A 19,326-nucleotide genomic window follows, 5' to 3' on the forward strand; every position below is an offset into this window, starting at 1 on the left:
GGTTGTCCGGTATGCCGAACGTTGTTCGATCGAAATACCGAACTCGTTCAGATGTCGAAATGCCGACCATTCGCCGACCGTTCGGGGGAATTGCAGAGGCATTGTTTGAGCACGGTCAACCCGCGTCAAGCCCTGCGGCCCGGAACAATGACCATTCTTTAATTGCCGGGCCCGAGGCTAGGATTGGGCTGTGTGCGAGCCTGCGAACGAGACGCCCCGGGACCATCGGCCGGCCAGGTCCATCAGGGTGCTGCTCGCCGAGGACCAGAGGATGATGCGCGGGGCTCTCGCCCTACTGCTCGGAATGGAGCCGGACATCGAGGTCGTCGCCCAGGTCGCGGCGGGCGACGCGATCGTGGACGCCGCCCTCGCCCACCGGCCCGACGTGGCGCTCCTCGACATCGAACTGCCGGGCGTGAGCGGCCTGGACGCGGCGGCGCAGCTGCGCGAGCAGGCGCCGGACTGCCGGGTGCTGATCCTCACCACCTTCGGCCGGCCCGGCTATCTGCGCCGGGCGATGGAGGCCGGGGCGGCCGGGTTCCTCGTCAAGGACGGCCCGGTGGAGGAACTGGCGCGGGCGATCCGGCGGGTGCTCACCGGGCAGACCGTGGTCGACCCGGCGCTCGCCGCGGCCGCGCTCAGCGCCGGGCCGAACCCGCTCACCGCGCGCGAGTGCGACGTGCTGAAGGCGTCGGCGGACGGCGCGACCGTCGCCGACATCGCGGCGAAGCTGCATCTGTCGGAGTCGACCGTCCGCAACTACCTCTCCGCCGCGATCGGCAAGACCGGCACCCGCAACCGGGCGGAGGCGGTACGGGAGGCGCGGCAGCAGGGGTGGCTGTGAGCCGCGCCGGACGTCACCGGATCAGCCCGAGGTGATCGCCTTCGCGTCCGCGTAACCCGTCCCGTCCGGGGCCACGCACACGAACCAGTCCACCGGGGAGCCGGCGGCCGCGCGGGGCACGGCCACCGTGGCGGCACCGCTCTTCCAGGTGCACCGGACCTGCCGGACGGTGGTGGCGACCATGCCCACCACGAGCCGGCCCTCGGCGTCCTCCTCGGCCAGGTGGGACGCTCCCGACTCCAGGTCGGCTACGGCGAACTTCTCCCACTTGTCGACCGTGTTGAAGATGACCGGCCGGAGAGGGGCGTCGCCGTAGTACAGGCTCGCGTAGAACGACGTCCTGCCGACCAGGCGCGTGAGCCCGGGCAGTGCGCTGCCGTCGATGCCGTAGCTCTGCATCGCCTCCCGCTGCCGGGCCGCCTCCGTCCTGTCGCGCGGCGCCTGCCACACGGAGACCACCACCCGCCAGCGCTTGCCGTGGTCGGTGCCGTGGGCCAGCTCCGTGACCTGGGGCCGCGCCACGTCCCGTACCTGGGTGGCCACCTGGGTGCGATGTTCTCCGGGGCGGCCGGCGAAGGCCAGCGTCGCCCCCGCCGAACCCGCCAGGACCACCACCGCCGTGGCCGCCGCCACCGCCCAGCGGCGGGCGCGGCGCCGGCGGCCGCCGCGCACGACCGCCTGTACGGGGGCCGTACCGATCTCGACCTCGTCCGTGGCGTCCGCCAGGAGGAGGGCGATGTCCGTCTGTGTCATGTCGTGGTTCTCCCGGTCCGCGCTCATCGGTTACGCCCTCCCTGGGTCACCATGTCGGCCAGTCCCGGTATGGCACGCAGCTTCGCGATCCCCTTGGCCGCGTTGCTCTTGACCGTGCCGGCCGAGCAGCCCATCGCCCGCGCCGCCTGGGTCTCCGTCAGGTCCTCCCAGTAGCGCAGCACCACCGCCTCCCGCTGCCGCGGCGGCAGTTGGGAGAGCGCCTTGAGCAGGGCGCTGCGGTCGTCGGCCTGGGCGATCCGGTCCCCCGCGTCCGGCACCTCGCGCACCAGGCCCGAGTCGTCCTTCGGCGCGAGGAACTCCTTGAGTCTCCTTCTGTGCCTGCGTGCGTGCGCGTTGATCATCACGCGCCGTACGTACGCCTCCGGGTCGTCGGCCGCGCCCACCTTCCGCCAGGCCACGAAGACCTTTTCGAGCGTCGTCTGGACCAGGTCCTCGGCGGCGTGCTGCTCCCCCGTGAGAAGAAACGCCGTACGCATCAGCCGCGGCCAGCGGCCGATCACGAAGCTCTGGAACTGCTCGTCGCGAGCGTCCTTCCGCTCCCCCATGGACACCTCCTAGATATGAAGAGGAGTCCACGAGCAGCCCGAACCGTTGCCTGCCGCACCAGGATCTTCCGGCCGGCTCCGCCAAGGTCTTCCGGCGCGGCGGCGGTCAGTCGTCCGGAAGGCCCTCACTCATGTCAAGACCCGGTCAGCCGTGAACGCTGTCCCCGTCCACATCCTCCCCGTCCACATCCTCCCCGCCCCACACGCCCGGACCATCCGCCGGACCGCACACCCGGACCACCCGCCGGACCGCACACCCGGACCACCCACCGGGCCGCACATCTGGACCACCCACCGGACAGAACGCCTAGACCACCCGCCGCAAGAGCGTCACCACCGCGGCCCCGCCCAGCCCGATGTTGTGCGCGAGGCCGACCCGGGCGCCGGGAACCTGCCGGTCGCCGGCCGTGCCGCGCAGCTGCCACACCAGTTCGGCGGTCTGCGCGAGTCCGGTCGCGCCCAGCGGGTGCCCCTTGGAGATGAGCCCGCCGGAGGGGTTCACCACCCAGCGGCCGCCGTACGTGGTCGCGCCGGACTCGACGAGCTTGCCCGACTCGCCGACCGCGCACATGCCGAGCGCCTCGTACGTCAGCAGTTCGTTGACGGAGAAGCAGTCGTGCAGTTCGACGACGTCGACGTCCTCGATGCCGAGGCCGGCGCGGTCGTACACCTGCCGGGCCGCCGCCCGGGACATGGGCTGTCCCACGACGTCGATGCAGGAGCCCGACGCGAAGGACTCCTCGGTGTCGGTCGTCATCGCCTGCGCGACGATCTCGACGAGGCCGGTGAGCCCGCGCCGTTCGGCGAACCGCTCGGAGACGACCACGGCCGCCGCCGCGCCGTCGGAGGTGGGCGAGCACTGGAGTTTGGTGAGCGGACGGTGGACGGTGCGGGCGGCGAGGACGCCGGCGACGTCGTACACGTCCTGGAACTGGGCGTACGGGTTGTCCGCGGAGTGCCGGTGGTTCTTGGCGGCCACGGCGGCGAGCTGTGCCTCGGTGGTGCCGTACCGCTCCATGTGCTCGCGGGCCGCGTCGCCGAAGATCTGCGCGGTGGGCGGGGTCATCTCGAAGCCGTGCCGGGCGGCCATGATGCCGTAGTGCCGGGCGACGGGGGAGGTGGAGAAGTCTCCCCCGTCGGCGCCCGTGCCGAGCGCGCCCTTCTTCATCTTCTCGAAGCCGAGGGCCAGGACGCAGTCGGCCGCCCCGCCCTCGACGAGCTGGCGGGCCAGCATCAGGGCGGTCGCGCCGGTGGCGCAGTTGTTGTTGACGTTGTAGACGGGGATGCCGGTGAGGCCCAGCTCGTAGGCGGCCCGCTGACCGGCGGTGGAGGGCTGGAAGCAGTAGCCGACGGGAACCTGTTCCACCTCGGTATAGGCGATCCCGGCGTCGGCGAGCGCGGAACCGCCGGCCTCCCGGACCATGTCCCAGTACTGCCAGTCACGGGTCTCGGGCTTCTCGGGTTTCTGGAACTTGGTCATACCGACACCGGCGACATACGCCTTCACAGCAGCCATGACGCGTGAGACTAGAACACGTTTCATCAACAGGCCAGACCCTGACGACGGATCAGAAACCCATGGGACGGTCAAGAATTCGTTAGCAGCTCGAAGCAACGGAATAGTTGCCTGTGCATACGAGGTTTACCCCTCGCTTATCCGATGCGGATGCATGAGTCCCGATCCCCGCCCGTCACGCTGCCCGCCACTCTCTCGGCCCGGAGGCCCCACTCAATGACGCACACGACGACCGACCAGCCCGCCCGGGGCGCGAGCGGGGCCGTGGTCCCGGTCCTCGCCTTCGCGGGCATCGTGGTCGCGGTGATGCAGACCCTGCTCGTTCCGGTCATCAAGGACCTGCCACAGCTGCTGGGCACCGAGCCGAGCAACGCCACCTGGGTCCTGACCTCGACCCTGCTGTCGGGCGCCGTGGCCACCCCGATCATGGGCCGCCTCGGCGACCTCTACGGCAAGCGGCGGATGCTGATCCTGAGCCTCGCCGTGATGGTGGTCGGCGCGCTGGTCAGCGCGCTCACCAGCGACCTGCTCACGATGATCGCGGGCCGCACCCTCCAGGGCTTCGCCATGGGCGCGATCCCGCTCGGCATCGGCCTGATGCGCGACATGCTGCCGCGCGAGAAGCTCGGCTCGGCGATGGCCCTGATGAGCTCCTCGATCGGCGTCGGCGGCGGTCTCGCGCTGCCCGCCGCGGCCCTGGTCGCGCAGCACACGGACTGGCACGCCCTGTTCTACGGCGCCGCCGGCCTCGGCGTGGTCTCCATAGCCCTGACCCTGCTGGTCGTACCGGAGTCCCGGATGCGCGCGGCGGGCTCCTTCGACGTGCTCGGCGCGCTGGGCCTGACCGCCGGCCTGGTGCTGCTCCTGCTGCCCATCACCAAGGGCAGCGACTGGGGCTGGTCGTCAGGCACCACGCTCGGCCTGTTCGCCGCCTCGGTCGCCGTCCTGCTCCTGTGGGGCGTGTTCGAGCTGCGCCACCCGGCCCCGCTGGTCGACCTGCGCACCACCGCCCGCCGCGAGGTGCTCCTCACCAACCTCGCCTCGATCATGGTCGGCGTCAGTTTCTACGTCGTCTCGCTGGTCCTGCCGCAGCTGCTCCAGCTGCCGAAGGCCACCGGCTACGGCCTCGGCCAGTCGATGGTCAGCGCCGGTCTGCTGGTCGCCCCGCTGGGCCTGACCATGATGTTCACGGCCCCGGTGTACGCCCGCCTGTCCGCCAGGTACGGCCCCAAGACGACGCTCATCCTGGGCATGCTGATCATCGCCATCGGCTACGGGGCGGGCCTCGGCCTGATGAGCGCGGCCTGGCAGAGCCTGGTCATCGCGGTGGTCCTCGGCGCGGGCATCGGCCTCGCCTACTCCTCGCTGCCGGCGCTGATCGTCGGCGCGGTCCCGGCGTCCGAGACGGGCGCGGCCAACGGCCTCAACACGCTGATGCGGTCCATCGGTACGTCGGTCTCCAGCGCCGTCATCGGCATGGTGCTGGCGAACACCGCGAACCACGTGGGCGGCGTCGCCGTCCCGACGATGCACGGTTTCCGGGTCTCGTTCCTGATCGCGACCGCCGCGGTGGCGGTGGGTCTGCTCTTCGCGGTGTGCCTGCCGAAGCGGAGCCTGCCGGCGTCCCACACCCAGCTGCGGGCCAGCAGCGAGGAGGAGGCCGCGCTCGCCCACGCCGAGGAGGTCCTGCGGGGCTTCCGCGGCCGTGTCCTGGACGCCGCGGGCGTGCCGGTGGCCCGCGCCAAGGTGACCCTGATCGACCGGCGCGGACGGCAGGCGGGGGCGGCCCTCTCGGCAGCGGACGGCACGTACGCGCTCGCGGTCCCCGCCGGGGGAGCCTACGTCCTGGCCGCGAAGGCGCCGGGCCACGCTCCGCTCGCCTCGTCGGCGACCCACGCCGGCGACGACCGCGCCATCGACCTGGACCTGGCGCTGCCCGGGGAGACGGTCGACGCGTGACACCCGGCGGGCGGGCGGCCGCGAGCATGTCGCGGCCGCCCGCCGCGTCCTTCCCTGCCCTGCCCCGCCGCTTACGCCGCGGCCGCGCGCTCCCCGGCCGGGCGCCTGCGGACGGCGGGGTCGGTGAGGGACGGTGGCTGCCAGACGCCGTCGGCCCGGTAGAGGTCGGTGCCGGGGGCCACGATCTCGTCGATGCGGTCGAGCACCGCGTCGTCGAGGACCAGTTCGGCCCCCTTGAGCGTCGCGGTGAGCTGGTCCATCGTGCGCGGGCCGATGATCACCGACGTCACGGCCGGGTGCACCAGCGGAAAGGCGACGGCCAGCTCCGGCAGGGTGCAGCCCACCTCCTCGGTGAGCGCGACGAGCCGCTCGACGGCCGCGTACTTCGCGGCGTTGCCGGGGACGGCGGGGTCGAACCGGTGCGGATAGTGCCTGGCCCGGCCGGTGGTGAAGTCGACGGGCCGCCCCTCCCGGTGGGAGCCGGAGAGGAATCCGGAGGCCAGCGGCGACCAGGTCAGTACGCCCAGACCCAGGCGCTGCGCGGTGGGCAGCACCGCTCGTTCGATGCCACGGGCGAGAATCGAGTACGGCGGCTGCTCCGTGCGCATCCGCATCAGCCCGCGCCGCTCCGCCACGTGGTGCGCCTCGACGAGATCCTCGGCGGGGAACGTCGAGCAGCCGAACGCCCGGATCTTGCCCGCCCTCACCAGGTCGCTGAGGACGGACAGCGTCTCCTCGATGTCGGTGGTGTGGTCCGGGCGGTGCACCTGGTAGAGGTCGATCCGGTCGGTGTCCAGCCGCCGCAGGCTGTCCTCGACGGCCTTGAGGATCCAGCGGCGCGAGTTGCCGCTGCGGTTGCGGCCCTCCCCCAGCGGAAAGTGCACCTTCGTGGCGAGCACCACGTCGTCGCGTCTGCCCTTGAGCGCCTTGCCGACGATCTCCTCGCACTCACCGGCCGAGTACATGTCGGCGGTGTCCACGAAGTTGATGCCGGCGTCGAGCGCGGCATGGATGATGCGGGCACCGTCCTCGTGGTCGGGGTTGCCGACGGCCCCGAGCATCATCGTGCCGAGGCAGTGGGTGCTGACTTCGATGCCGGTCTTGCCGAGGACGCGATAGCGCATACCGGGGCTCCGTCACAGGTGGGGAGGGTTGGCGGCGTCAGTGTAGGTCTTGGAGCGCACTTGAAATCCGTTTCCCGGCCGCCGGGTTGACCGGCCGGCGACCGTCATCCTCGGGGCGGGCCGGGCCCCCGCGGCCGATCGCCCCGGTGAGCTGTGCCCCGGATGGCGACACCGCTTCCCCGGTGCGTGCCGGTCTCACCCGAGGACGGGCGGACGGGCGGACGGGCCGCATACGCTTCCGCGGCCTCCCCGGATCGCGGCCCGTTCGGGGATCGCCGCGGAATGCCCGACGCCGGCCGGGCAGCGCCGGGCCGACGACGGGTGGGCGGCAGCCGGGGAGACCGGGGTTTCGGCGCCGGGAGCGTGGCGGAACGGGGTCCGCGGGGCGGCGGAGCGGCCGACGGCCGATCCGAGCACTTTGGCCGATACCCACCGGGTCACGGGTGCGTCCCCCCACGTGCCCGGGGTGCCGTCCGCACCCCTGTCGAACAGCCGAGGGAGGTGTGCGGCAGCATGGCTGTCCGGACGGTCGGACGAGTACGGCGACGACCGCAGTGACGAGCGCAGTGAACAAGCACAGCGACGAGCGCAGTGAAGTGAAAGGACGCCCATGACCGCGGCAGCCCCCGCCCCCAAGCCCGAGATTCTGGCCGCGTTCGAGGCGGCGAAGGGGTTCATGCCCGTCGGTGAGGGGCTCGCGCTGTACGCGGCCGCCGTCGAGGCCGGGCGGCTCGGCCTCCCGTTGCTGGAGGTCGGGACGTACTGCGGGCGCTCGACGATCCTGCTCGCCGACGCGGCCCGCGCCGCCGGGGTCACCGCGCTCACCGTCGACCACCACCGGGGCAGCGAGGAGCAGCAGCCGGGCTGGGACTACCACGACCCGGAGACGGTCGACCCGGAGATCGGGCTGATGGACACGCTGCCGGCCTTCCGGCGCACCCTGCACCGGGCGGGTCTGGAGGACCACGTGGTCGCTGTCGTCGGCCGTTCCCCGCAGGTCGCCGCGTTCTGGAACTCCCCGCTCGGCCTCGTCTTCATCGACGGCGGCCACACCGACGAGCACGCCACCGCCGACTACGAGGGCTGGGCCCCCCATGTGGCCCAGGGCGGACTCCTCCTGATCCACGACGTCTTCCCGGACCCGGAGGACGAGTTCACCGGCCAGGCCCCCTACCGCGTCTACCTCCGCGCCCTGGAGTCGGGCGCCTTCACAGAGATCTCGGCCCACGACTCGCTGCGTGTCCTGCGGCGAACGGGCGCAGGGAACTGAGAGCGCGGTTAGAGTCGCAGACGTGTCGTACACAGGCCCGGAATTCGATCCCCCGCGGCAGCCCCGGTTCCGGCGGGCGCCGCTCGCTGTCGGTCTCGCCGCGCTGGTGCCCGGTGCGCTGCTCGGATGGGTGGCCTACGAAGGGGTGGGCAGGCCCGGCGGGAGCCCCGGCGCAGGCGCAGGCGCTGCCGGGCAGGCGGACCCGGCGACGCCCAAGTCGGCGCCCGTGTCACCGACGGACGACGCCAAGGCGGCCGGCCCGAGCGCGGCCCTCCCGCTGCGGGGCAAGGTCGTCGTCATCGACCCGGGGCACAACCCGGGGAACTTCCAGCACGCGTCCGAGATCAACCAGAAGGTGAACATCGGGACGAACTGGAAGGAGTGCGACACGACGGGTACGTCCACCAACGCCGGTTACAGCGAGGCCCGCTTCACCCTCGATGTCGCGCACCGGCTGCGGACCCTGCTGGAGCGGCAGGGCGCCACGGTGAAGCTGACCCATGACGCGGACCAGCCGGCCTGGGGGCCGTGTGTGACCAGGCGCGCGGAGATCGGCAACAGCGCGCACGCCGACGCGGCCATCTCCGTCCACGCCGACGGAGCGCCCGAGGGCGACCGCGGCTTCCACGTCATCCTGCCCGCGTCCGTGCACTCGGGCGCCGCCGACACCCGCCCGATCGTCGCCTCCTCGCGCACCCTCGGCGAGTACGTCGAGAGCGACTTCGCGAAGGTCACGGGCTCCGCGCCGTCCAACTACGTCGGCAACGGCACCGGCCTCGACGTACGCGGGGATCTCGGCGGTCTCAATCTGTCAACGGTTCCCAAGGTGTTCATCGAGTGCGGCAACATGCGCGACAGCAAGGACGCGGCACTGTTGACCAGCGGCGCCTGGCGGCAGAAGGCGGCACAGGGGATCTCTGAGGGAATCGTGAGTTTCCTGCGCGGTTAGGCATCGGCGGGCCCCTCGGGGCGGACACCTCGATCGTTCGGACGATAGTGTCCGTCCTACGATTCCTACGATCGGTTTCCAACGATGAGGGGCACACCCCCGCGACGCCTCCTCCGCCGAGACGACCTACGAAGGACCTGAAGTGAATATCCGCTCCCTCACTAGAGGCGACGGCGTGGTGATCGGTGCAGCGGTATTGCTGTTCATCGCGTCGTTCCTCGACACGTTCGACAAGTCCGGCAACGGGGCCCCGAACGCCTGGGACAACCTCGGCCTGGTGATGAGCATGTACATCGGCGGAATCGCCGGCGCGGTCCTGATCGTCCTCGCCCGCGCACTGCCGCAGCCGCTGAGGTTCGTAGGCCTCGACCTGGGCCAGATCGGCGTCGGCCTCACGGTGTTCTCCGTGTGGACCGCGTTCTGGTCGACCATCGACCCGCTGGGCCCGTTCACCGACGAGTTCCAGAGCCTCGACGTGGGCGCGGGCTCCGGTCTGATCCTCGGTCTGATCGCGGCCCTGGTCCTGGCCGCGGGCGCCGTCGCCACCCCGCTGGTCCCCGCCCTCCAGGCGGCCCTGGTCCCGGCCCCCAAGCCGCCGGCCCCGCAGCCCTACGGCGCCCAGCCCCCCGGCGGCTACGGCTACCCCGGTGCCGGCGCCCCGCAGCCCGGCCAGCCCTACGGCGCCCAGCCGCAGCCCGGTCAGCCGTTCGGCCAGCAGCAGCCCCCGGCCGCCGCGCAGCAGCCGCCGGCCCCGGACTTCTCGCCGTTCTGGTTCGCCGTCCCGGTGCCGCGGCCGCTGTTCGCGGAGGACGGCTCGACCGCGCCGATCGCCGAACTGGCGCCCGGCACCTGGTACTTGGCGGTGGAGCAGCGGGGCGTCGCCCTGGTGGCCCAGACCCAGGACGGCCGCCGTGGCGTGCTGCAGGACACCTCCGGGATCCAGCGCGGCTGAACACCCCCGCGCCTACGGCCCCTTGCCCTTCCGGGTGAGGGGCCGTTGTCGTACAGTCGCCCAGCGATGTGGCTGACGATCAGTCAGGAGGTGGCCATGCGGCTCGGGTTGGCTCTCGGTTACTGGGGGCGCGGGCCCTCCGCGGACCATGTGCCGCTGGCGCGGGAGGCGGAGCGGCTCGGATACGACTCGGTGTGGACGGCGGAGTCCTGGGGCTCGGACGCCTTCACCCCGCTCACCTGGATCGCCGCGCAGACCTCGACGATCAAGCTGGGTACGGCCGTTGCCCAGATGGCGGCCCGGTCGCCGACCACCACCGCGATGCACGCGCTGACCCTGGACCATCTGTCCGGGGGCCGGATGCTGCTCGGGCTCGGGCTGTCCGGACCACAGGTCGTCGAGGGCTGGTACGGCCGCCCGTTCCCGAAGTCGCCGCTGACCGCGACCAGGGAGTACGTGGACGTCGTACGGCAGGTGCTGCGCCGCGAGGGGCCGGTGACGGTGGACGGGCGCTTTCACGCGCTGCCTTACCGGGGGCCGGACGCGACCGGTCTCGGCAAGCCGCTGAAGCCGATCACCCACCCGCTCCGGGCCGGCCTGCCGGTCCTGCTCGGCGCCGAGGGGCCGAAGAACGTCGCCCAGACGCTCCGGATCGCCGACGGCTGGCTGCCGCTGTACTGGGCGCCGAGCCGGCCCGAGGTGTACGGCCCGGCGGTCGCCGACATCCCCGAGAACTTCCTGGTCGCGCCCATGGCCCAGGTCAGGGTCTGCGACGACGTCGCGGCCGGGCTGCTGCCCGTGAAGGCCATGCTCGGCTTCTACATCGGCGGGATGGGCCACGCGGCCCGCAACTTCCACGCCGACCTGATGGCCCGCATGGGGTACGAGGAGGAGGCCCGGCGGATCCAGGAGCTCTTCCTGTCCGGGCGCCGGGAGGAGGCGGTGCTGGCGGTGCCGGACGCGTTCGCCGACGAGATCTCCCTGGTGGGCCCGCGTGAACGCATCGCCGAACGGCTGGAGTTGTGGCGCAAGGGCCCGGTGACCGACCTGCTGGCCCTGGCCCCGGACCCTCACACGCTGCGGGTGCTCGCCGAGCTGAACTCCTAACGTCCGGCCAGCTGGCCGGCCGAGGGCACCTGGTTCTTCACCGGGGCGCCGGCGCCGCGCCCGGCGTCCTTGACCTTGTTGATGACGTCGTCGAAGGCGCTGGCCGCGTTCCCGTCGCCCTTGCGGAGCTTGGCGGGCAGGTCCTTCAGCCCGTCGATGGCGGCGGAGAGCGGTGCGACGGCCTTGGAGAGCAACGGGTCGCCCTCGGCGTTCCGCTTGGCCGCCTTGAGCCGGTTGTAGGCGAAGGCGCCCGCGGCGGCGGCCTTGATCAGGGTGTACGTGCGGCCGTGGGCGCCCTTCTTGAACTTGCCCGCCTTCCACGGTTTCACGATCCACTGGTAGGTCGCGCCGGCGGCGAGACCCGCGTTGGCGACGAACCGCGTCTTGGCGAACTTCTGCTTCTGCGCGGACGTGCTCGGACTGGGCGTGCCGGCCAACGGGGCCGCCACCAGGCCGGTGTCCACGGCCTTGCTCCGGGTGCTGCCGGCGCAGGCGGTGGCGCCGGCGACCAGGGCGCAGCAGACGGTGAGCGCGACGACGAGGCGCCGTATCGGTACGGGCACGGGGTCCTCCCGTGTGTGTCTCGGTGTCGTCCCCGAGCGGGTGCTTCCTTTGGCAGCGTCACCCGGATGGCGGCACGTCGCCACTCGGGGAGAACGCGGTTCAGGTTTCAAGGACCGTTCGGCGGCAAGGCGCAGGGTATGTCCTCTGAACGCGGTGCCAATCAGGCCGGTAGGGTCGTCGCGATCGTCGCCGACATCATGGCCCTCATCCTGGGCCTGTGGATCCTGATGTATCTGCTGGACGCGAACCGGGCGAACAGCCTGGTCCAGTTCGTCCACGACGCGGCCAGCTGGCTCGCCGGCTGGTCACACGACCTGTTCACGTTCGACAAGGCATGGGCGAGGGTGGTGGCAGGGTACGGCCTGGCAGCGGTCGTCTACCTGTTCGTCGGCCACGCGATAGCCAATCGCATGCACCGCCACTGAAAACCCCGGTCAGTGCAACGCCCCCGAAGGGGCGCGGGGCTCTGTCGACATGCGGCTCCGCCGCGTGGGCGCGATCAACCACGACGGCCGCACCCGCCGTAGCACAGCTCCCCCCGCCCCACTAGGCGCAACAATCCACCTCAAGCCCAGAAGGAAGCTGCCCGCCCCCGAAAACGGCGCAGGTCGCGTCATGCCCTCCGAGCGCGGCCACGGCCAGCACCAACGAACCCGCCGTCCACGTCGTGAGCTCCCGCGGCCACACCGCGTCGTCCTCGTAGACGTACCCCGTCCAGTACAGCCCCGACTCCGCGTCCCGCAGATGCCGGATGGACTGGAGGATCTCCAGTGCCCGGTCGGACTCCCCCACCGCCCAGAGCGCCAGCGCCAGTTCGGCGGACTCCCCGCCCGTCACCCACGGATTGGGCACGACGCACCGCACCCCCAACCCCGGCACGACGAACCGCTCCCAGTCCTTCGCGATCCGCACGCCCGCCTCCGCACCGGTCAGCACCCCGCCCAGCACCGGGTAGTACCAGTCCATCGAGTACCGGTCCTTGTCCAGGAACCGCTCCGGGTGCCGCCGTATCGCGTGCCGCAGCGCGCCCACCGCCAACTCCCAGTCCGGCTGCGGCTCTTCCCGCTGCTCGGCAATGGCGAGCGCACAGCGCAGCGCATGGTGGATCGACGAACTCCCGGTCAGCAGCGCGTCGTCGGTAGCCGTGCCGTCGTCCTCGCGCCGCCAGCCGATCTCGCCGCCCGGCCGCTGCAGCCGCAGCACCCACTCGACGGCCGCGTAGACGGCGGGCCACATCCGGTCGAGGAACGTGTCGTCGCCGGTGGACAGGTAGTGGTGCCAGACGCCGACGGCGATGTACGCGACGAAGTTGGACTCACGGGCGTGGTCGGTGACCTCGTCGTGCGCGCCGTCGGCGTACGCCGCGTACCAGGAGCCGTCATCGTTCTGGTGCCGGGCGAGCCAGTTGTACGCCCGCTCGGCGGCCTCGTGCTCCCCGGCCGCGTCCAGCGCCATCGCGGCCTCGGTGTGGTCCCAGGGGTCGAGGTGGTGCCCTCTGAACCACGGGATCGCGCCGTCCTCCCGCTGCACGGCGAGGATGCCGCGGACGGTCGCGGCGGCCTGCTCGGCGGTGAGGACCCCGGGCAGGACGAGGTGTTCTGTCCGGGGGGTGGTCACTTGGCGGCCGCCTCGGCGTCGGACGCGGTCCTGGCGCCGGCCTCGGTCCGGGGCAGGTGCGGCTTGGTGGCGTACACCACGAGGCTCTTGCCCATGACCGGGTTCAGCGCCTGCTCGGCGACCCGTGTGGCCAGCGGCTTCTTCATGATGTCCCAGACCAGCAGCTTGTGGTACGCCCGCACCGGCAGCGCCTTGTCGTTGTCGACGCCGAACGCGCACTTCAGCCACCAGTACGGCGAGTGCAGCGCGTGGGCGTGGTGGGAGCCGTAGGGCCGCAGACCGGCCTCCTTGATCTTCCCGACCAGTTCGTCGGCCTTGTAGATGCGGATGTGGCCGCCCTCGACCTCGTGGTAGGCGTCGGAGAGCGCCCAGCAGACCTTCTCCGGGCCGTAGCGGGGCACGGTGACGGCGATCCGGCCGCCGGGCTTCAGCACCCGGACCATCTCGGCGAGCACCCCCTTGTCGTCGGGTATGTGCTCCATCACCTCGGAGATGATGACGACGTCGAACGACTCGTCGGGGAAGGGGAGGGCCAGCGCGTCGCCCTCCATGGCGGTCGCGGTCGCGCCCGCCGGGGCCTCGCCGGCCTCCCTCATCGCCGCGAACCACTTGGCGACCTCGCGGATCTCCTCGCCGTTCTGGTCGAGGGCCACGACCCGGGCGCCGCGCCGGTAGCACTCGAAGGCGTGCCGGCCGGCCCCGCAGCCGAGGTCCAGGACGCGGTCGCCCGGCGCGAGCGGGAACCGGGAGAAGTCGACGGTCAGCACGTGGCCCTGCTTTCACTCTCGTGACGAACACCAGCTGAGGCCGCGGTACGGCCGGGGTCGCGGGGCGCGGGGCGGGCTGGTACGGCCTCGCCCGCAGAGCGGGCGATCGCCTCGCGGTAGTGGGCCACGGTGCCCTCCGCGGCGCGCGCCCAGGTGTAGTGGCGCAGCACCCGCTCACGGCCCGCCCGGCCGAGCCGCAGCCTGAGGCCGGCGTCGCCCAGCAGGCGGCCGAGTCCGGCGGCCAGCGCGCCCGCGTCGCCGGGCGGTACGGCCAGGCAGGTCTCGCCGTCGCGCCCGGCGACCTCGGGGATCGCGCCGCCGGTCGTCGCGACCAGCGGGGTGCCGGTCGCCATGGCCTCGGCGGCGGGCAGCGAGAAGCCCTCGTAGAGCGACGGCACGCAGGCGACCTCGGCGGACCGGACCAGGTCGACGAGTTCGGCGTCGGAGATGCCCTTGACGAACTCGACGGCGCCGTGGAGGCCGTAGCGCTCCACGGCCTGCGCGACGGGCCCCTCGGTGGGCCGCTTGCCGACGACGACGAGGTGGGCGGCCGGGTGCTCGGTCCGTACCTTGGCGAGGGCCTCGACGAGGAAGACGAGCCCCTTGAGCGGGACGTCCGCGCTGGAGGTGGTGACGATCCGGCCGGGCACCTGGGGGACGGCGGGATTCGGCGCGAAGAGGTCGGTGTCGGCGCCGATGTGGACGACGTGGACGCGGTCCTCGCGTACGCCGAGGTGGTCGACGATCTCCTGGCGTGAGGTGCCGGAGACGGTGAGCACCGAGGGCAGCCGGCGGGCGACCCGCTTCTGCATCCGGGTGAAGGCGTACCAGCGCCGCACGGAGTACCGCCGTTTCCATCCCTCGGCGGCGTCCAGCTCCAACTGCCGGTCGACGGTGATGGGATGGTGGATGGTGGTGACGAGGGGGGCGCCGATGTCCCCCAACAGGCCGTATCCCAGAGTCTGGTTGTCGTGGACGACGTCGAACTCCCCGGCGCGGGCGCGCAGATGGCGGCGGGCGCGCAGGGAGAAGGTCAGCGGTTCGGGGAAGCCGCCGGTCCACATGGTGGCCACTTCGAGGGCGTCGACCCAGTCCCGGTACTCGTCCCGCCCGGGCGTCCGGAAGGGGTCCGGGGAGCGGTACAGATCGAGGCTGGGCAGCTCGGTGAGGGTGAGGCCCGGGTATCCCTCGTCGAGGACGGGGTACGGCTGCGAGCCGACGACCTCGACCCGGTGCCCGAGCCGGGCCAGCTCGCGCGACAGGTGGCGTACGTAGACACCCTGGCCGCCGCAGAACGGGTTCCCTTTATAGGTGAGGAGCGCGATGTCGAGCGGTCGCTCGCCGTCGGCGGCGGGTTCCTCGTCGGCACCCGCCCGACTGGCCTCAGCGGTCACTCCGGGCCCCCTTCTCCCTGCACTTTCCCGTGAGGTTACGCCGGGACGCTAATCTAGAACAAGTTTCAGACTTGATCGTCCAAGAGGCTCTGAATCTACCGGCAGGTAGGGGCCGAGTGAGCAGTGCATCGGGTGATTCGCGCCACGGCGCGAACCCCTGCCATGCTGTCTGATCACTCGCCCTGAGCACTGCCCTCACCGACTGTCACGGACGGGACCCATGCCTGCGGAAGCAAAGGTGGACATCGGCGCCAGATCGGCCACCCCGCCGCTCACCGAGCGGCAGGAAGCCCGGCGCCGCCGGATCCTGCACGCGAGCGCCCAGCTGGCCAGCCGGGGCGGTTTCGACGCGGTGCAGATGCGCGAGGTGGCCGAGTCCTCCCAGGTGGCCCTGGGCACCCTGTACCGGTACTTCCCGTCCAAGGTGCATCTGCTGGTGGCGACCATGCAGGACCAGCTGCAGCACATGCACGGCACACTCCGCAAGAAGCCGCCGGCGGGCGAGACGGCCTCCGAGCGGGTCGCCGAGACGCTCATGCGGGCCTTCCGCGCGCTCCAGCGGGAGCCGCACCTGGCCGACGCGATGGTCAGGGCCCTCACCTTCGCCGACCGCAGCGTCTCCCCCGAGGTGGACCAGGTCTCCCGGCAGACGACGGCGATCATCCTGGACGCGATGGGCCTGACCGACCCCACCCCCGCCCAGCTGTCGGCCGTCCGGGTGATCGAGCACACCTGGCACTCGGCCCTGATCACCTGGCTCTCGGGCCGCGCCTCCATCGCCCAGGTGAAGATCGACATCGAGACGGTGTGCCGTCTGATCGACCTGACGGAGCCGGACGGGAAGCCGTAGCGGCCCGGAACACGCGAGGAACCCCCGGAACACGCAAAGGACCTACGAGACGGGTTCCCTTCGCCGGTATTACCCGGATCAGGTGGTGGAGGTCGCCGTCCGGCCCAACTGCTGCCTTCCGGCCTCTCAGCCCGACCGTCGACGTCGGCACTGGCGGATGCATCTGCGTCACGCCTGAGTCGGCTACTCCGCTCGGACTCCCTCACTCGCCCCGTAGGCCAATTCCAGGATAGAACGGGCAGAGCATATGGGAACCCCCCAATCAATGATTTTTTTGACTTTTCCCGGCACGGCCGCCTGGACCGCGGGAGGGCACCCCGGCCACCTGGCAGGACTCCGTGGCCGCCGGGGCGGAAACCGCCTGGCGAGGCACCCTTGCCCGAACGCAGAATCCACCCCATGGCACTCATCCACCGCACCACCCTCAAGCCCACCAAGCTCGAACTCCTCGCCGGCTGGCTGCCCACCCGCCCCTGGTACCACGGCCCCGCCGCACCGGAGTTGGTGAAGGCCGGCGGGTTCCGGCTCGACGACCCGGCGGACGAGGTCGGGATCGAGTTCATGATCGTCACCGCGGCCGCCGACGGCACGGAGGGCACCCGGGGCCCGGTGGCGTACCTCGTACCGCTCACCTATCGCGGCGCCCCGCTCGACGGCGCCGAACACGCGCTCGTGGGCACCGCGGAGCACGGCGTCCTCGGTACCCGCTGGGTCTACGACGGCTGCCACGACCCGGTCCTGACCGCCGGGCTGCTCGCCCTGATCGAGGGCCGTACGCGGGCACAGGCGCAGAGCATCACCGACACCCCCGACCGGGAGGTCGCCCGCTCCTACGCCGGCGGGGGCCCCGTGCCCGGCCTCGGCGCCCCCGCCGACACCGACGAGAGCACCGAGTTCGCCGTACCGGACAGCGACCTGGTACTGCGGCTGCGGCGCGTACTGACCCCCGGCCCGACCCCGCCCGAGGGCACGGTCGGGCACGTCACCGGAGCCTGGGACCAGCCGGACGGCACCCGCCCCCGCGCCGTCTTCGCGACCCTTCAGGCCCGGTAGGGCCTGAAGGGACCTGGTGCGAAAGTGCCGTCTGCCGCGCGGCCCGGCACGCCCTCTAGGGGCTGTCCGGCGGATCATGCCGCAGACGCGGGGGCCGGCACGCCCACCTGCGGCGTTGTCGTCGGTCGCCGACGCTCCGCGTCGACTCCCTCCTCCGCCTTGCAGTTGGACGCACCAGCCCCCGCTCACCTCGGCCGACAGTCACCGTTGCTTTCCTGCGACTTGATCCGCCGGACAGCCCCTAGTCCTCCGGCGGGAACACCGGCTCCCCGCTGCCCAGCAGCGTGATCGTGATCGCCTCCACCGGGCAGCTCTCCGCCGCGTCGAGGATCTTTCCGTTGGCGTCCGTCTCCGGGTCCACGGGATGGGACTGCATGGCGGAGTCGAGGCGGAAGGAGCCGGTGGCCCGGTGGACGCACTGGGCCGAGCCGATGCAGAGGGCACGGTCGACCTCGACGTGCCAGCGGTCACCCATGGCGGACTCTCATCCTTCCCAGCCGGCCGGCAGGTGGATCATCTTGTGCTCGAGGAACTCGCCGTACCCCTCCGGACCGAACTCCCGCCCCAGACCGGAGTTCTTGTAGCCGCCGAAGGGACCCAGCATGTCGAGGCTGAAGGTGTTCACCGAGTACGTCCCCGTACGGACCTGCCGCGCGATCTCGATGCCGTGTGCCACGTCCGCCGTCCACACGCTTCCGCTCAGCCCGTAGTCCGAGTCGTTCGCGATCTTCAGGGCCTCGGACTCGTCCCCGTAGGGAAGCAGGCAGATCACCGGGCCGAAGATCTCCTCGCGGGCGATCCGCATGGAGTTGTCGACGTCGCCGAAGAGGGTGGGTTCGACGTACCAGCCCTTGTCCAGACCCGCCGGCCGCCCGCCACCGGTGAGAATCTTGGCGCCCTCCTCCTGGCCGATGCGGATGTAGTCCAGGTTCCGCTGCTGCTGGCGGCGTGCGACCAGCGGGCCCACCTGGGTGGCCGGGTCCAGCGGGTCGCCGACCTTCAGGGCGCTCGCCGCGCCCGCGAAGGCGTCGGCGAACTCGTCGTAGCGGGAGCGCGGGACGAGGATGCGGGTCTGGGCGACGCACGCCTGCCCGTTGTTCATCCAGGCCGCCGGCACGATGCCCGCGACGGCGGCGGCCACGTCCGCGTCCGGGAGCACGACGGCCGCCGACTTGCCGCCGAGTTCCAGGGTCACCCGGGTGAGGTTCTTCGCGGCGACCTCCATCACGCGCTTGCCGGCCGCGACCGAGCCGGTGAAGGAGACCTTGTCGACGCCCGGGTGGGCGACCAGGTACTCACTCACCTCACGGTCCGCGGGAAGGATGGAGAGCACCCCGTCCGGCAGCCCGGCCTCCTTCGTGATCTCCCCGAGGATGTACGCGTCCAGCGGCGACTCCGGGGACGGCTTCAGCACCACCGTGCAGCCGGTGAGCAGCGCCGGGGCCAGCTTGGCGGCGGCCACGAACTGGGGCACGTTCCAGGGCACCACGGCCGCCACGACCCCGACCGGCTCCCGCCGTACCAGGATCTTCCCGAGCACCCCGTCGCGCGTCTGCTCGTACGTGAAGTCACGCGCGACCCTGATCGCCGCGTCCCAGACCATCATCGCGCCGAGCGCCTGCGCGAGGACGCTCCAGGAGTACGGCGAACCGTTCTCGGAGGAGATCACCCGGGCGATCTCCTCGTGCCGGACCGCGATCGCGTCCTTGATACGGGTGACGACCTCGATCCGCTCGTCGAGCGTCATTCGTGGCCAGGGCCCCTCGTCGAAGGCCCGCCGCGCCACCGCCACCGCCCGGTCCACGTCCTCCCGCGAGGCATGCGGCACCCGCCCGAAGACCTCCTCGGTGTGCGGAGAGACCACCTCGATGACGTCCTTGCCCAGGGGGTCGGTCAACTCCCCGCCGATGAACAGCTGTCCGTGTTCCAGGAACTCGGTCATGGCGCCCCGCCACCCTTCCTGACGATGTTTCAGAACTGATACCAGTTCTAGTTGAACTAAGCCAGGCATGGGACCGAATAGGCTCTCACCAGCATTTTT

19 protein-coding genes are annotated in these 19,326 nt (G+C 71.6%); 9 read left to right on the top strand and 10 right to left on the bottom strand.

Annotated features, from left to right (window positions below; translation table 11 throughout):
- Nucleotides 1–190: 190 nt before the first annotated feature.
- Nucleotides 191–844: a response regulator transcription factor gene (locus LQ326_RS36580; protein WP_308402088.1), complete on the top strand. Its 654-nt coding sequence runs from the start codon at nucleotides 191–193 to the stop codon at nucleotides 842–844.
- A 21-nt stretch (nucleotides 845–865) separates the two neighbouring features.
- On the opposite strand, the gene LQ326_RS36585 is transcribed toward LQ326_RS36580, so the two are convergent.
- The 3 genes from LQ326_RS36585 to LQ326_RS36595 all read right to left on the bottom strand — a co-directional run bounded on the left by LQ326_RS36585 (nucleotide 866) and on the right by LQ326_RS36595 (nucleotide 3,679).
- Nucleotides 866–1,624: a hypothetical protein gene (locus LQ326_RS36585; protein ID WP_234543379.1), complete on the bottom strand. Its 759-nt coding sequence runs from the start codon at nucleotides 1,622–1,624 to the stop codon at nucleotides 866–868.
- On the bottom strand, nucleotides 1,621–2,163 hold the full coding sequence (locus tag LQ326_RS36590) for a SigE family RNA polymerase sigma factor (RefSeq protein ID WP_234543380.1): 543 nt from the start codon (nucleotides 2,161–2,163) through the stop codon (nucleotides 1,621–1,623). Before LQ326_RS36590 ends, LQ326_RS36585 begins: the two co-directional genes overlap by 4 nt.
- A 307-nt stretch (nucleotides 2,164–2,470) precedes the next feature.
- A complete protein-coding gene (locus LQ326_RS36595) occupies nucleotides 2,471–3,679 on the bottom strand; it encodes a lipid-transfer protein (RefSeq protein WP_234543381.1) in 1,209 nt (402 codons plus the stop codon).
- A 216-nt stretch (nucleotides 3,680–3,895) separates the two neighbouring features.
- On the opposite strand from LQ326_RS36595, the gene LQ326_RS36600 reads away from it, so the two are divergent.
- A complete protein-coding gene (locus LQ326_RS36600) occupies nucleotides 3,896–5,638 on the top strand; it encodes an MFS transporter (RefSeq protein ID WP_234543382.1) in 1,743 nt (580 codons plus the stop codon).
- Nucleotides 5,639–5,709: 71 nt separating this feature from the next.
- Here LQ326_RS36600 and LQ326_RS36605 read toward each other — a convergent pair whose 3' ends face one another.
- Nucleotides 5,710–6,762: an aldo/keto reductase gene (locus LQ326_RS36605; RefSeq protein ID WP_234543383.1), complete on the bottom strand. Its 1,053-nt coding sequence runs from the start codon at nucleotides 6,760–6,762 to the stop codon at nucleotides 5,710–5,712.
- A gap of 610 nt (nucleotides 6,763–7,372) precedes the next feature.
- Here LQ326_RS36605 and LQ326_RS36610 point away from each other — a divergent pair.
- From LQ326_RS36610 to LQ326_RS36625, 4 genes are all read left to right on the top strand, one after another.
- A complete protein-coding gene (locus LQ326_RS36610; protein ID WP_234543384.1) occupies nucleotides 7,373–8,032 on the top strand; it encodes a class I SAM-dependent methyltransferase in 660 nt (219 codons plus the stop codon).
- A 22-nt stretch (nucleotides 8,033–8,054) separates the two neighbouring features.
- On the top strand, nucleotides 8,055–8,981 hold the full coding sequence (locus LQ326_RS36615; RefSeq protein ID WP_234543385.1) for an N-acetylmuramoyl-L-alanine amidase: 927 nt from the start codon (nucleotides 8,055–8,057) through the stop codon (nucleotides 8,979–8,981).
- Nucleotides 8,982–9,123: 142 nt separating this feature from the next.
- Nucleotides 9,124–9,933, top strand: a complete 810-nt coding sequence (locus tag LQ326_RS36620; RefSeq protein WP_234543386.1) for a hypothetical protein — start codon at nucleotides 9,124–9,126, stop codon at nucleotides 9,931–9,933.
- 96 nt (nucleotides 9,934–10,029) lie between these two features.
- The gene (locus tag LQ326_RS36625) at nucleotides 10,030–11,040 is read left to right on the top strand and encodes an LLM class F420-dependent oxidoreductase (RefSeq protein ID WP_234543387.1); all 1,011 of its coding nucleotides are present in this window, start codon (nucleotides 10,030–10,032) and stop codon (nucleotides 11,038–11,040) included.
- Here the strand turns inward: LQ326_RS36625 and LQ326_RS36630 are convergent.
- Nucleotides 11,037–11,603, bottom strand: a complete 567-nt coding sequence (locus LQ326_RS36630; protein WP_234543388.1) for a hypothetical protein — start codon at nucleotides 11,601–11,603, stop codon at nucleotides 11,037–11,039. The genes LQ326_RS36625 and LQ326_RS36630 overlap by 4 nt on opposite strands.
- Before the next feature lie 138 nt (nucleotides 11,604–11,741).
- Between LQ326_RS36630 and LQ326_RS36635 the strand changes: the two genes are divergently transcribed.
- Nucleotides 11,742–12,029, top strand: coding sequence for a hypothetical protein (locus tag LQ326_RS36635; protein WP_234543389.1), 288 nt, complete (start codon nucleotides 11,742–11,744; stop codon nucleotides 12,027–12,029).
- Between the two features lie 121 nt (nucleotides 12,030–12,150).
- On the opposite strand, the gene LQ326_RS36640 is transcribed toward LQ326_RS36635, so the two are convergent.
- The 3 genes from LQ326_RS36640 to LQ326_RS36650 are packed head-to-tail and all read right to left on the bottom strand — an operon-like array spanning nucleotide 12,151 to nucleotide 15,382.
- Nucleotides 12,151–13,221 carry a prenyltransferase/squalene oxidase repeat-containing protein gene (locus tag LQ326_RS36640; RefSeq protein WP_234543390.1) on the bottom strand — a complete coding sequence of 357 codons (1,071 nt, stop codon included), beginning with the start codon at nucleotides 13,219–13,221 and terminating at the stop codon, nucleotides 12,151–12,153.
- Nucleotides 13,218–13,988, bottom strand: a complete 771-nt coding sequence (locus LQ326_RS36645; RefSeq protein ID WP_234543391.1) for a class I SAM-dependent methyltransferase — start codon at nucleotides 13,986–13,988, stop codon at nucleotides 13,218–13,220. Before LQ326_RS36645 ends, LQ326_RS36640 begins: the two co-directional genes overlap by 4 nt.
- Nucleotides 13,982–15,382 (bottom strand): glycosyltransferase family 4 protein, encoded by a 1,401-nt coding sequence (locus LQ326_RS36650; protein WP_234543392.1) that lies wholly within the window; start codon nucleotides 15,380–15,382, stop codon nucleotides 13,982–13,984. The genes LQ326_RS36645 and LQ326_RS36650 overlap by 7 nt, the downstream gene beginning before the upstream one ends.
- 220 nt (nucleotides 15,383–15,602) lie before the next feature.
- Here LQ326_RS36650 and LQ326_RS36655 point away from each other — a divergent pair, with 220 nt between their 5' ends.
- On the top strand, nucleotides 15,603–16,232 hold the full coding sequence (locus tag LQ326_RS36655) for a TetR family transcriptional regulator (protein ID WP_234543393.1): 630 nt from the start codon (nucleotides 15,603–15,605) through the stop codon (nucleotides 16,230–16,232).
- Nucleotides 16,233–16,631: 399 nt separating this feature from the next.
- On the top strand, nucleotides 16,632–17,285 hold the full coding sequence (locus tag LQ326_RS36660; RefSeq protein ID WP_234543394.1) for a maltokinase N-terminal cap-like domain-containing protein: 654 nt from the start codon (nucleotides 16,632–16,634) through the stop codon (nucleotides 17,283–17,285).
- Nucleotides 17,286–17,526: 241 nt separating this feature from the next.
- On the opposite strand, the gene LQ326_RS36665 is transcribed toward LQ326_RS36660, so the two are convergent.
- Complete coding sequence (locus LQ326_RS36665; protein ID WP_181805771.1) at nucleotides 17,527–17,760, bottom strand: ferredoxin; 234 nt, start codon at nucleotides 17,758–17,760, stop codon at nucleotides 17,527–17,529.
- Nucleotides 17,761–17,769: 9 nt separating this feature from the next.
- Nucleotides 17,770–19,227: an aldehyde dehydrogenase gene (locus LQ326_RS36670; protein ID WP_234543395.1), complete on the bottom strand. Its 1,458-nt coding sequence runs from the start codon at nucleotides 19,225–19,227 to the stop codon at nucleotides 17,770–17,772.
- Nucleotides 19,228–19,326 lie beyond the last annotated feature (99 nt).

Origin of the sequence: Streptomyces shenzhenensis, from assembly GCF_021462265.1 — a bacterium.
GTDB classification, from domain to species: Bacteria; Actinomycetota; Actinomycetes; order Streptomycetales; family Streptomycetaceae; genus Streptomyces; species Streptomyces shenzhenensis.

Coding starts and splice junctions, on each gene's coding strand:
- LQ326_RS36590 (WP_234543380.1), bottom strand. CDS start 2,163: ATGGGGGAGCGGAAGGACGCTCGCGACGAGCAGTTCCAGAGCTTCGTG.
- LQ326_RS36655 (WP_234543393.1), top strand. CDS start 15,603: ATGCCTGCGGAAGCAAAGGTGGACATCGGCGCCAGATCGGCCACCCCG.
- LQ326_RS36635 (WP_234543389.1), top strand. CDS start 11,742: ATGTCCTCTGAACGCGGTGCCAATCAGGCCGGTAGGGTCGTCGCGATC.
- LQ326_RS36605 (WP_234543383.1), bottom strand. CDS start 6,762: ATGCGCTATCGCGTCCTCGGCAAGACCGGCATCGAAGTCAGCACCCAC.
- LQ326_RS36670 (WP_234543395.1), bottom strand. CDS start 19,227: ATGACCGAGTTCCTGGAACACGGACAGCTGTTCATCGGCGGGGAGTTG.
- LQ326_RS36610 (WP_234543384.1), top strand. CDS start 7,373: ATGACCGCGGCAGCCCCCGCCCCCAAGCCCGAGATTCTGGCCGCGTTC.
- LQ326_RS36600 (WP_234543382.1), top strand. CDS start 3,896: ATGACGCACACGACGACCGACCAGCCCGCCCGGGGCGCGAGCGGGGCC.
- LQ326_RS36665 (WP_181805771.1), bottom strand. CDS start 17,760: ATGGGTGACCGCTGGCACGTCGAGGTCGACCGTGCCCTCTGCATCGGC.
- LQ326_RS36595 (WP_234543381.1), bottom strand. CDS start 3,679: ATGGCTGCTGTGAAGGCGTATGTCGCCGGTGTCGGTATGACCAAGTTC.
- LQ326_RS36660 (WP_234543394.1), top strand. CDS start 16,632: ATGGCACTCATCCACCGCACCACCCTCAAGCCCACCAAGCTCGAACTC.
- LQ326_RS36585 (WP_234543379.1), bottom strand. CDS start 1,624: ATGAGCGCGGACCGGGAGAACCACGACATGACACAGACGGACATCGCC.
- LQ326_RS36625 (WP_234543387.1), top strand. CDS start 10,030: ATGCGGCTCGGGTTGGCTCTCGGTTACTGGGGGCGCGGGCCCTCCGCG.